The organism is Microcoleus sp. C2D2 (assembly GCF_036702495.1).
Lineage (GTDB): Bacteria > Cyanobacteriota > Cyanobacteriia > Cyanobacteriales > Microcoleaceae > Microcoleus.
In genome coordinates this window covers 3,983-15,758 of record NZ_JAUBTO010000171.1, presented here as the reverse complement: position 1 = coordinate 15,758, position 11,776 = coordinate 3,983, and the positions used below count along the sequence as shown (strand labels likewise).

General features: G+C 47.1%; 10 protein-coding genes. 8 read left to right on the top strand and 2 right to left on the bottom strand.

Annotation, left to right across the window (positions count from 1 at the left end; all coding sequences use genetic code 11):
* The 6 genes from QUB61_RS33230 to QUB61_RS33205 form a co-directional block, all read left to right on the top strand.
* On the top strand, positions 1 to 1,296 hold a 1,296-nt coding region (locus QUB61_RS33230), incomplete at its 5' end, for a transposase (RefSeq protein WP_333190305.1).
* A 62-nt stretch (positions 1,297 to 1,358) separates the two neighbouring features.
* Complete coding sequence (deoC, locus tag QUB61_RS33225) at positions 1,359 to 2,039, top strand: deoxyribose-phosphate aldolase (protein ID WP_333135292.1); 681 nt, start codon at positions 1,359 to 1,361, stop codon at positions 2,037 to 2,039.
* Positions 2,040 to 2,207: 168 nt separating this feature from the next.
* Positions 2,208 to 3,305 (top strand): HEAT repeat domain-containing protein, encoded by a 1,098-nt coding sequence (locus tag QUB61_RS33220; RefSeq protein ID WP_333135293.1) that lies wholly within the window; start codon positions 2,208 to 2,210, stop codon positions 3,303 to 3,305.
* A 761-nt stretch (positions 3,306 to 4,066) separates the two neighbouring features.
* Positions 4,067 to 4,942, top strand: coding sequence for a DNA repair protein RecO (gene recO / locus QUB61_RS33215; protein WP_333135295.1), 876 nt, complete (start codon positions 4,067 to 4,069; stop codon positions 4,940 to 4,942).
* A gap of 231 nt (positions 4,943 to 5,173) precedes the next feature.
* A complete protein-coding gene (locus tag QUB61_RS33210; RefSeq protein ID WP_333135298.1) occupies positions 5,174 to 6,745 on the top strand; it encodes an MFS transporter in 1,572 nt (523 codons plus the stop codon).
* Between the two features lie 26 nt (positions 6,746 to 6,771).
* A complete protein-coding gene (locus QUB61_RS33205; protein WP_333135300.1) occupies positions 6,772 to 7,998 on the top strand; it encodes a glycosyltransferase family 4 protein in 1,227 nt (408 codons plus the stop codon).
* Positions 7,999 to 8,194: 196 nt separating this feature from the next.
* Here the strand turns inward: QUB61_RS33205 and QUB61_RS33200 are convergent, their stop codons facing one another.
* Both QUB61_RS33200 and QUB61_RS33195 read right to left on the bottom strand, forming a co-directional pair.
* Positions 8,195 to 9,892, bottom strand: coding sequence for a phosphatidylglycerol lysyltransferase domain-containing protein (locus QUB61_RS33200; RefSeq protein ID WP_333135302.1), 1,698 nt, complete (start codon positions 9,890 to 9,892; stop codon positions 8,195 to 8,197).
* Between the two features lie 2 nt (positions 9,893 to 9,894).
* A complete protein-coding gene (locus QUB61_RS33195; RefSeq protein WP_333135304.1) occupies positions 9,895 to 10,815 on the bottom strand; it encodes an alpha/beta hydrolase-fold protein in 921 nt (306 codons plus the stop codon).
* 116 nt (positions 10,816 to 10,931) lie between these two features.
* Between QUB61_RS33195 and QUB61_RS33190 the strand changes: the two genes are divergently transcribed.
* Both QUB61_RS33190 and QUB61_RS33185 read left to right on the top strand, forming a co-directional pair.
* Positions 10,932 to 11,117 carry a hypothetical protein gene (locus QUB61_RS33190; protein ID WP_333135306.1) on the top strand — a complete coding sequence of 62 codons (186 nt, stop codon included), beginning with the start codon at positions 10,932 to 10,934 and terminating at the stop codon, positions 11,115 to 11,117.
* A 6-nt stretch (positions 11,118 to 11,123) separates the two neighbouring features.
* Positions 11,124 to 11,552, top strand: coding sequence for an NUDIX hydrolase (locus tag QUB61_RS33185; protein WP_333135308.1), 429 nt, complete (start codon positions 11,124 to 11,126; stop codon positions 11,550 to 11,552).
* Positions 11,553 to 11,776 lie beyond the last annotated feature (224 nt).

Genomic DNA, 11,776 nt, shown 5'->3' with positions numbered 1-11,776 from the left:
GGGCTCTTCGGCCCATCCCACAAGAGTTATTTTTTCTTGTGGGATGGGCCGAAGAGCCCGTCCCATCAATTGATGAAAAGGATTTTTGCAAGAGGTCTATTTAAGTCCAAAAATCTCTACAATGCCGCTAACTACGTCATTCGTCAGAGTTTTATCTATGGATGGGGTTACGTTAATTACAACGAGATGAACCGTTTGATGAAATCTCATCAAGCATACAAGGTTTTGCAAGCCTTGGTGAGTCAGCAAATACTGATGATATTGGACAAGAATTGGAAGTCGTTTTTTGAAGCAGTTAAAGCTTACAAAGCTGATTCCTCTAAATTTACTGGCAGCCCGAAGCTACCGAAGTACAAAGATAAAGTCAAGGGTCGGAATATCCTTGTCTATACGATTCAGGCAATTAGTAGCAAGCAATTAAAGAAAGGAATCGTCAAGCTTTCGGGAACTAATCTCTCAATCAAAACCCATATCGAACCCGATCGAATCTGTCAAGTTAGATTGGTTCCCAAATGTGATTCTTATGTGATTGAGGTAATATACGATGAACCGGAGTCCACCGCCAGCGACCATAAATTCGTAGCTAGTATTGATTTAGGTCTGAATAATTTAGCGGCGTTAACTTCAAATCAGCCGGGTTTTATACCTCTGTTGATTAACGGGCGTCCGTTGAAATCAATCAACCAGTTCTACAACAAACGTAAAGCACGGTTACAATCTCAGTTAAAAGGAAGTCGCAAGGGTTCACCCCGCATTCAACGCTTAACTCGCTGTCGCAACCAAAAAGTCGATAATTACTTGCATCATACCAGTCGCCTAATTGTTGACCTTTTGGTCGCCAATCAAATTGGGACGCTAGTTGTTGGCAAAAATGCACAATGGAAAACCGAGATTGATTTAGGAAAGCAAACCAACCAAAACTTCGTCGGCATTCCTCATACTCGACTGATTGAGATGTTGGAATATAAGGCTCGATTGGTTGGGATTAAGGTGATTGTACAAGAAGAATCTTATACATCGAAATCAAATTTTCTGACTCTAGATCCGATTCCTGTCTATGGAAAAACCGATAAGGATGCTGTATTTAGTGGCAAGCGGATCAAGAGAGGTTTGTACAAGACATCGGTCGGTCAATTAATTAATTCCGATGTGAACGGGTCTTACAACATCCTCAGAAAAGCAATCCCAAATGCGTTTAGCAATGGGATAGAGAGCTGCGTAGTTCAGCCGAGGCGGGTTAATCCGCTCGAAGTAAAAGTGAAGAGGGAGGGACTTAACGCCTCCCATGTCATGTAATAAATGACTATACTTTTGCCAGCTATAATAATAAAGTAGTTATCCAGCGAGAAAAAAAAACAATGGCTGCAAACCAGCCAGATATCGATATTGCCCCCTTTATCGACTACGGCCTGATTGACCCCACCGCCACGCCAGAGCAACTAGAAAACTGCTGCCAACAAGCAGATAGATTTGGCTTTGTCACAGTTTGCGTGTATCCCGCCTACGTCCGACAAGCAGTCGAACTGCTGCACGGCAAGCGCCCGAAAGTCTGTACTGTCATAGGTTTCCCAACTGGTGCAACGACATCAACTGCGAAGATATACGAAGCCCTAGAAGCAGCAGATAATGGAGCGGTAGAGTTAGATGTCTCGGTTAATCTAGGATTGCTGAAAGCGGGCAAAATCGACGAATTCCACCGGGAATTAGCCCAAATTTGCGAAGAAACCAATCTCACCATCAAAGCAATTATCGAAAGTTCCCTGCTTTCGGATGCCGAAAAACAATTAGCTGCTGAAATTTGCATGGAAGCCGGCGCCGCCTACATCAAAACCAACACCGGCTTTTTTGGCCCGGCGAAAGTTGACGATGTGCGACTGCTGAAGGAAGTTACGAAGGGACGGATGGGGATTAAAGCGGCCGGCGGAATTCGCACTCACGAACAAGCTTTAGATTTGATCCTCGCTGGTGCAACTCGTTTGGGGACTTCTCGCGGCCCGGAATTAATCCGCCAGCGGGATAATTTAGACAAGAGTCAATAGTTATTGGTTACTTGTTAGTTGTTATTGGAGGCTCTGCCTCCGGGTATGTATTCCCACGATCTGCCTCCGAACAAGGCTAAGATTGTCCCAATTGTTGGCTGTCAACAGTTCGTAGAGTGGCTGAATCAGACTTAATAACTCCAGTTACAAGTATTAGGGTATACATTTATGGCTATTAAATGGCGAGCCGAATTTGTTTCTGCCTTTAATATTTTTCGTTGTCTTATTTTACTATCTCTGCTGTTATTCAATAGTAGTTGCTCATTTGGATCTATTGAACGTAAAGGAGATCGAGGAGATTGCTCAGATATTAGTGATGGGGTTCCCGATGATGACTTGCATTATTTAAAGTTTGAAGACAAAAGAAATGTCGATGATTTAAAAGCTGCTCTAAAGAGTTGGGATGGTACAACTCGTTATAAAGCCCTTTGGGTTCTGATTTCTAAAGCAGAGCCACATACAATATTGACTGCTCTCATGACAATGGTTCAAGATGAAGATCCGAGGGTACGAGAAACCAGTATCGAAGGATTGGTTACGGCAGCCATATCTCAAAAAATACTAATTTCTAAAATTCTTCCCATTTTAACTCAAGCAATGCAGGATAAAGATCCAGGAGTACGTGTAGCTAGTGCTGGTGGACTAACTCAAATTACCCTAGGTCAAAAGACATTAATTCCTCAAGTCTTCCCTTTGCTCAAGAATGGATTGAAGGATCGAAGCGCTTGCGTCCGTGCCAGGTCTGCAGGGTTTTTCGAGTTTCTTATAAGGGAGTCAAATGCTTACACGAAGGAGTTAAAATTAGTTATTCCAGATTTGATTGTAGTGGCATCCAGAGATTCAAGCGCTTGGGCTCGTTCAAATGCTCTGTCTAGTTTGGGTCAAGCAAATGTAGCTTCAGAAGAAATAGTTCCTCTCCTAGTTAGGTTTTTGAAGCAGGATCCAGATGCACGTATGCGTAGCGTAGCTGCCTTTGGATTGAGTAACAACGCAACGCCAGAGTCTACTAAAGCACTAATTGAAGCCATTAGCGACCCAGACGAGAGAGTTCGTACTGAAGCAGTACAGGGTGTGCTACGAATAGAACCAAACTCATTAATAAACCAAAGTAATTTGAAGAAGTTATCTGACCAAGGATTAAAAACGGCTATCTGGATGCTGGAGAACCGAAAAGAAGAGCAAGGTTGGAGGGATGGGGCAAAAAACTATATTCCATCCATCCTTAAGGCCCTAATAGCTGAGAGAAATTCACGCTTACAAAAATAATTGATGCCACCGCTCGATTAGAATTGGATCTCAATTACTCATCAAAAATTTGGGCGGAGCGTAGCGGAGGGTTGAAACCCCGTCCTTTTAGGACGGCTTTACATTGGATGGGGGGAGGATTAGTCCCCCTTTTCTTGCTTGCTACCGCCTTGAATATACTGACGACGTTCGACGTTTTGTATTCGCATGAACGCCTGGACAGTTACAGGCTCGTGCTTTTTACCTGTACGCATAGCAAGTGGCTGTAAGCCCGTGTGTATATATCCCTTCGCCGCTGACTATCCGAGAGGTTAAAAACTAGGGAAGCATTCTTAACGTCGCTTGGTGTACCACCACCATATAGTTCAGCTTGTCTCGAAGACCCAGGCTAGACACTGGTTTGGTCTCAAATTAAGAAGGTGGTGAGTCTTCCGCTTTCAAGCCCCATCCCTTTAGGGTGGGGTTAGTGACCACATTTCTTTTTCTCTTCCTATTGCCAAACTCACTACTAACTTACATTGAAAATTGGTCAATAAGCTCTCTGTACCTTCCCCAACTGAGAACTAGGAGGGCTAACGGCAAAGTTTAGCGGCGACGAGGGGACTAAAACGCTTTGTGCGATCGCTTTTGAATGACCGTTCCAACGCCGTGTTGGGCCCGGCCCGTCGGTTCAGCGATTATATGATGAAAATTGCCAAGTGCGCTTTCATGGTGGTGCCGGCGGGAACTTCACCAAATAGCACATCAAGGACAACAGTTAACCGTCAAGAGTCAACTAACCAATGATTAGAACTTACAAAGCAACTGGAATTAATCTTAAGAGTGCGCCGATGGGGGAATCCGATCGAGTGCTGACTGTTTTGACGCGGGAATTCGGCTTAATTCGAGCCGTAGCACCGGGTGTTCGCAAACACCGATCGACCATTGGCGGTAGAAGCGAATTATTTGTGGTCAACGAATTGCTAATTGCCAAAGGCCGATCGCTCGACAAAATTACGCAAGCCGACACGGTACAATCCCATCCGGGTTTGAGCCGCAACCTAGGGAAACTCGCAGCGGCGCAATATCTGGCCGAATTGGCGATCGCCAGCGCCCTTTCCGACGAGCCCCAAGAAGACCTCTTTTGGTTGCTGGGCGAACATTTGAGCCGTTTGGAGCGTTTGTCCGACCGCACAGAAATCCAATCTGCCGCCGTGCTTGTCGCCCACCTCACCCACGGCATTTTTCACCTGCTAGCCTTAGCGGGCCTCGCGCCCCAAGTCCAAGTCTGCTGCGCCTCCAGACACCCGCTGATCCCAAATTTCAGCGATCCGAACTGGCAAACCGGGTTTAGTATACCCTCTGGGGGAACCTTCAGCTTGTCGGAACTAGCTAACCTAGAGGCAGAACTCTCTTCAGAAATCGGTAGCTTGCACAAATCCGCCTCCCGTTCCCGCCAAATGAATAGCAGCAAACACTTGACAAATTTCCATATTAATGCTAAAGAATTAGCAGCGCTGCAACAGTTGGCTAGTCCAGAACTGGGAGAGGGGATTGCCGATCGAACAACTTGGGTATCAGTAGAAAATATTTTGCGGCAATATGCCCAGTATCATTTAGGTTGCACGATTCGATCGGGAAGCTCGATCGATACCTACTTAGAGAGTTTTGAGTTTTAAATTTTGAGTGTTGACTTAAATAGGTGAAGGAACGATCGTACATCGCACCCCCAGCCTGGGGGATAGCCGAACCTGCCGGCAATTTCAGGTAAATTCTCAAGATTGTTGCGACATCAGATAATAGATAGAGATAAAGTTACGAGATTATTAATAAACTTAGGGGTTAACACCTCAATTTGAAATTCACATCCCCCCAACCTCCACCCTCCCAGGCGAGCGACCCCAAATCCTATGATGCGACTGTCCGATTCTGATTTGACAATATCTGTTTTAGCTGTGACCCACCACAAAATGGAAGAACGAGAAAATTTTCCCGATTTTCGCTCGGAACCCGCCTTGGCCGATCGACAATGGAGCAACGTCCAAGAGGCAGAAATGGATAAATATCCCACAACACCAGAAACAGAGTCAAGCAACGGCAAAAGCCAAGAACCCGAAGCAATCCCCCCGCTGGCAACAGCAGACCCAGCAGCCGAGAGCTCGGAAGCAGTAGCCGAAACTCCCGAAAAAGAAACAGCATTTCTGCCAGTTCTGAAAAACCGAAATTTTCTAGCATTGTGGAGCGGGCAAGTTTTTTCCCAACTAGCAGATAAAGTTTATCTCGTACTGACGATCGCTCTGGTGGCCAGCCGCTTTCAAGCGCCAGATCAAACCATCAGCAGGTGGGTATCAGCAATCATGATCGCCTTTACCATTCCCGCAGTGCTGTTCGGGGCAGCCGCGGGCGTGTATGTCGATAGGTGGTCGAAAAAAGCAGTGCTCGTAGCCACAAACCTGCTGCGGGGAGCCTTCGTTTTAACATTGCCCGTGCTGCTGTGGCTCTCTGACGGGTGGGAACTCGGTCAACTGCCGCTCGGATTCTGCTTGCTGCTGCTAGTGACATTCCTAGTCTCGACTCTAACTCAATTTTTCGCCCCAGCAGAACAGTCAGTGATTCCCCTAATCGTGGAACGCCGCCACCTGCTCTCGGCAAACTCGCTCTACACCACAACCATGATGGGTTCGGTGATTATTGGCTTTGCAGTCGGAGAACCCTTACTAGCTTTAGCCGACACCCTATTTAGCAACCTCGGCGGCGGACTGGGAATCGGCAAAGAATTAGTAGTAGGCGGAAGTTACGCCTTCGCCGGAGTGCTGTTGCTGTCGATGAAAACAGGCGAAAAAAACGATGCCGAACACGAACCGCCACACCCCCTAGCAGATTTGCAAGACGGCCTGCGTTACATCAACGATCAACCGAAAGTCCGCAATGCTTTAATTCAACTAATTATTCTGTTTTCCATTTTTGCAGCCTTGGCAGTTCTAGCGGTGCGGCTGGCAGAAATTCTCCCCGGTATGAAAGCGTCGCAATTTGGCTTTTTGCTGGCTGCGGTGGGCGTCGGTATGGCTGGTGGGGCGACGACAGTCGGCTATCTCGGCCACAAATTTTCTCACTCCCAACTGAGTTTAATCGGATCTATCGGCATGGCACTTGCTCTGATGGGCCTTTCTGCATTTACACAGCATTTGTGGATATCGGTGCTGTTCATTACCCTGTTGGGTTTATTTGCCTCATTGGTGGGAGTGCCGATGCAGACTACAATTCAAGCAGAAACCCCAGAAGAAATGCGGGGAAAAGTCTTCGGGCTGCAAAACAATGCGACTAATATCGCTTTGAGTTTACCGTTGGCTTTGGCCGGGGTAGCGGAAACATTTCTGGGTTTGCCGACAGTATTTTTGGCCTTAGCAGGATTAGCGATAGCTGGCGGTGTCTTAACCTGGTATATTTCCCGTAGCAGAATTAGCAAAGTCGATCGAATCTAAAAAATAACAAACTCTGATTTACTGGAATGCACATCGCTTGGCTAGGAAAAAAATCACCTTTTTGCGGTAACGTCACTTACTCCAGGGAAGTCACCAACGCACTGTTAGACCGGGGATACCAGGTCAGTTTCCTGCACTTTGCCCAAGAAGCGGGCTCACTCGACAGGAACAATACGGCGTGGAGCATGGCAAATGGTTCGTGGGGAAAAGGAATTGCTCAAACCTCATATACCAATTCGCTCTCGCCCGCGAGTTGCAACGAAGTGTCTTTACCCTGTCACTACAAATCGCAAATTTATACGATTCCCACTCTCAAGTCCCGCACAGTGCTGATGAAATCTCTGCGGCGGCTCAAACCCGATGTTGTTCACGCTTCCCTGACGCTTTCGCCTCTAGACTTTTTGCTGCCGGAAATTTGTCAAGAATTGAATTTGCCTCTGGTGGCGACTTTTCACCCGCCGTTCGATCGCAAATTGCGCAATTTGACATCGGGAACGCAACACCTGATGTATCAACTTTATGCTCCGTTTTTGGCTAACTACGACTCGACGATCGTTTTTTCTCAAATTCAGCGGGATATATTGGTGAAGTTGGGAGTGCCGCAGGAACGGGTGGCGGTGATTCCCAACGGAGTAGACGCGGCAAAGTATTCGCCCGGGCCTTCGGGGTTGAAGTCACAATTAAAGGCCGATCGAATTTTTGTTTACCAAGGTCGCATTGCCCCGGAGAAAAATGTCGAGGCGCTGCTCAAGGCCTGGAAACAGTGCAATTTTCGCCGGGGCAACGTGTTGGCGATCGTAGGCGACGGGCCCCTAGCGGCGTCGCTGCAACTGTCTTACGGCGAAGAGGAGGGCATCGTGTGGCTCGGATTTGTCGCGGAGGAGGAACGCCGGATCGAAATTCTGCGGGGTGCAGACGTATTTATTTTGCCTTCTTTGGTGGAGGGACTGTCCCTGTCGCTGCTGGAAGCGATGGCCTGCGGTTTGGCTTGTTTGGCCACGGATGCCGGTGCTGACGGCGAGGCCTTGGAGGAAGGGGCGGGGATAGTTTTGAACACTCAGCGGGTGCGGAGTCAGTTGCAAACCTTGCTGCCGCTGTTTTGCGACCATCCTGAGTTCGGAACGCTGCTGGGTCAAAAAGCACGCCAACGGGCGATGGAGCGGTACACTCTCAGTCAGAATATTACTGAGTTGGAAAAGCTGTACTCAGAGGTTTTGCAAAAGCAGCGCGTACTAATTCGGGGGTTGGCATAGGGAGGAAGTTCGGCAACGGATGTAACAGATGTAACGAAAAGGAAGTCGTGTCTCTACCCGTGGATATTTACTCGTTACCAGGCTGGAGCCTGGTAACGCAGATCCGGAGGCTCTGCCTCCATTTTTCAGCCGAGGCAGAGCCTCTAGATATGGGTTCCCGGGCAGATCCTGGGAACCAGTCAACATTGCTCGTTGCCTACCCTCCCGGGCGCAAATAATCCAAAAGTCGATCGCCCGAATCGGCCCGAATCAAAGCAACCACAACATCCGGCAAACTTCCCAAACTCGGATAAACAAAATAACGCGGTTCCCACCGCGGCCCAAACTTATCTTTAAAACTGTGCAATCCCTTAAAATTATAAAACTTGCTCAAGTGATCCGAAAGATAAATCAAAACCTTTTCCAACCGCCCGGATTTCTGGGCTTCTCCGACTCCCGCCAAAGCCGACAAACCCAAATCAAATTCTTGATATCCCAATTCTTGACAATGCTGCAACATCGAAGCAAACAAACACTCCATCGTGCCATTTTCCACCTCAGTGCGGCGCCGCATTAAATCAACTCCAACTACCCCATCTCCCGCCGATATCATATTAGCAAAAGCACTAATTTTACCGTCGGGAGTGTGGATGGCTGCGGTGCGAGTTTCCCGCAAATATGCCTCGTCAAACCAACCCACCGAAAACTTTTTTTCCGCACCCTGAACCATTTGCAGCCACTCGTCGCTCACGAGTTTCATTTGGCGCATCAATTCGGAACTTAAAGGAGGTTCGTAAAATTCGATTTGATGGCCGGCTTTTGTAAGTCTGTTGATAGCAGTTCTCAAGTTTTGATTGCTCTTGCCTTTGAGAGTAAAAGTTTTGAGATTGACAATAGCTTCTTCGCCAATTTGCACCGCTCGAAAACCGAGAATAGAATACATTTCTAGATCCTGGGGCAAAGTTTGATAAAATGCTGGATACCAATCATTGCGATCGCAAAATTCTTGAAACCCTAGAATTGCTTCTTTGCGGTCTTCAGCAGGCCCGATGGGGTCTCCCAAAGCAATCGCACCTCTACCTTTGGACACATAGGCGATCGTACTTTTTCCCGACAAACTAAAATAATAAGATTTATCCGGAAGCAAGGCCAGTCTCGCTAGCGTTGTCCGCCCGTATTTTGCTACAACTTCTTGAGCTTTATTCCGTTCCGAAATACTTGCCGAATTTCGCAGCAGCACCGGCCGCAGCAGCAGCAAAAGTGCGTAACCAAGCGTTACCGTAGCCACAGCATAAATCGAATCGGCAAAAAAGTTAGCAAACCGAGTTTGCGGAACTGCCCCCCCATTGTCCGTATTGTTCGCCGTAAAAAACATGGCAAAAGTCTGGAACAAAGCTGTGTCTAAATCAAAATTAACCGCTTTTCCGTTAACTTGAAAACCCCCATCCAGAATGTAAAAACCCGCCGTCCCGTAAGCCAGCGTAAACAGCAAAGCCCCCAGCAAAACCCGGATTCCTTGAGCAATTGAAGGGCGATCGGATTTAGCCGTAAACGTCTGCCGCATCACCAACAATTGAAACAGCAGCACCCCAGAAAGCAAGCTTTCTTCAACATCCCATCCCTTGCCTAAATGAATTACAATAGAAACGATTAACAATCCCACAGTCAGCAACCAAGCAATCCGCTTGCGCCGCAACAAATTAGTTGCCAGAGTTAGCAGCATAAATCCGATAACTGCTGTCAAAAAATGGCCGCCCGCACTCACGGGAAAAGGGAAAAATGGTTCTAGCCAATTTCGGCGATCGGGTAAACTGGGAGTTACAGCAGACAGCAGGTTAATAACTCCTACCAATCCGGTTAAAAATGATGCAGTCCAGAGTCCAATCCTATTGTTTTGGGGTAACACTGTTGACATTTCTAATTTTTATGTGTGGCCAGTGATATTTTAAACTGTTTTCCAACATAGCTCAAAGAATCGGCTAAATGCTTGTGCCAATAATTCCAACCGACATCCGAACCCACAATCCCGTGTCCTCCCGGAAATTTGTTAAACTCGTTGGCTATACCCAAACTGTTTAATTGCTCGTGAAACTGTAGAGTGGAAATCAGAAAATTTTCGTCTCCTTCCCCCGCATCCAAATAAGCGCGCAACTGCTGTTTATCTTTAACAGCAAGTTTTTCCACTAAATATTTAGGACTGTTAGCCTTGCCGCTTCGATCTGTAAAATAACCGCTGTGGCTGAACAGAATATTAAAATTATTCAAGTAGCGCAAACCGATATTAAAAGCTCCCCAACCCCCCGAAGATTGTCCTCCCATTGCCCAGAATTTGGGGTCTTCCAGCGTTCTGTAGCGCGATTTTACGATGGACACTAACTCGGAGCCGATCGCGCTTCCCACCTTACCGTTCGGCCCGTCAAAATACTGCGGGTCCCACAAAGGACTCGTACCCCGCTTGTCGTTCCCGTCAGGAGTAATTACAATTGATAGCGGCAATCTTTTGCTTTTATATAAATCGTGAAGCACAGAAGTAACAGCAGCTTTGTCCTGATAAGCGCGCGCGTCTCCGTGCCCGCCGTGCAGCAAAAAAATCACTGGATAGCGCTGTGTGGGATTTTTTGCGTACCCAGGCGGCAAAATTAAGCCGTAGGTGCGCTCTGAATTCATAGCTGCACTTTTATATGTTTTGAGTTGAAAATTTAAGTCAGCATCAGCCACTACTTTCGGAGGGTCTAACTGAGGTGCTCCAGCAATAAAAACGTACCAGTATCCAGTTGCACCGAGGAGGAGGATTGTACCCGCACCGATACCTAAAACTTTTCCCAGCCACTTAGGCATACTTTCAATCTCTCTTTTTTGTCTGCGATCGCAATCCGTACATTATATGCAAGTATATTGTAGAACTGTATGTGAGGTCGATCGCACATTTTGCACCATTCTCAAGAACAGGCAAGATGCCTGTTCCACAAGAAAATTCACTCTTTGTGGAACAGGCATCTTGCCTGTTCATAAAAAGCTTACTGAGAATGGTGCAACATCTCAGGTCGATCGCACATTTTGCAGCTAAACTGCAACGGTCTCTGGGGCCCGTTCCACAGTTAAACTGCAACGATGCTAAATTCTTCAATTCTTTAATCTAAAATGGTATGACTTATCGCAATCCCGTTCCTACAGTTGATATTATCATCGAGTTAGCCGATCGCCCGCATCGGCCGATTATACTCATAGAACGCCGCCATCCTCCCTACGGCTGGGCGATTCCCGGCGGCTTTGTCGATTACGGGGAATCGGTAGAAACGGCGGCCAAACGCGAAGCTTTAGAAGAAACGAGTTTGAATGTAGAATTAATCGAGCAATTTTACGTTTATTCTGACCCAAATCGCGACGCCCGCAAACACACTATCAGTATTGTATTCTTGGCTTCTGCAACGGGCGAACCTCAAGCCGCCGACGATGCTAAAAATTTACAAGTTTTTGAATCTTGGCAGATTCCCCATCAATTATGTTTCGATCACGATCGCATTTTACGAGATTATTGGCGTTACCGTCATTATGGATTGCGTCCGCGTTTGTAGGAGGGGAGTTTTTGTTTCGTTCATCTCACATCTGGCACCAATGTCAGGAACAGACAAGATGCCTGTTCCACAAAAAAAACTCAATGTTATTGTGGAACGGGCTTCTAGCCGGTTCATCTCACATCTGGCACCAATGTCAGGAACAGGCAAGATGCCTGTTCCACAAAAAAAACTCAATGTTATTGTGGAACGGGCTTCTAGCCGGTTCATCTCACATCTGGCAC

What these genes read in the sequence shown, in the direction of transcription:
- QUB61_RS33190 (WP_333135306.1), top strand. Translation starts at nt 10,932, where the DNA reads ATGCCTGTTCCACAAGAAAATTCACTCTTTGTGGAACAGGCATCTTGC.
- QUB61_RS33200 (WP_333135302.1), bottom strand. Translation starts at nt 9,892, where the DNA reads ATGTCAACAGTGTTACCCCAAAACAATAGGATTGGACTCTGGACTGCA.
- QUB61_RS33220 (WP_333135293.1), top strand. Translation starts at nt 2,208, where the DNA reads ATGGCTATTAAATGGCGAGCCGAATTTGTTTCTGCCTTTAATATTTTT.
- QUB61_RS33205 (WP_333135300.1), top strand. Translation starts at nt 6,772, where the DNA reads ATGCACATCGCTTGGCTAGGAAAAAAATCACCTTTTTGCGGTAACGTC.
- QUB61_RS33185 (WP_333135308.1), top strand. Translation starts at nt 11,124, where the DNA reads ATGACTTATCGCAATCCCGTTCCTACAGTTGATATTATCATCGAGTTA.
- recO (WP_333135295.1), top strand. Translation starts at nt 4,067, where the DNA reads ATGATTAGAACTTACAAAGCAACTGGAATTAATCTTAAGAGTGCGCCG.
- QUB61_RS33210 (WP_333135298.1), top strand. Translation starts at nt 5,174, where the DNA reads ATGATGCGACTGTCCGATTCTGATTTGACAATATCTGTTTTAGCTGTG.
- QUB61_RS33195 (WP_333135304.1), bottom strand. Translation starts at nt 10,815, where the DNA reads ATGCCTAAGTGGCTGGGAAAAGTTTTAGGTATCGGTGCGGGTACAATC.
- deoC (WP_333135292.1), top strand. Translation starts at nt 1,359, where the DNA reads ATGGCTGCAAACCAGCCAGATATCGATATTGCCCCCTTTATCGACTAC.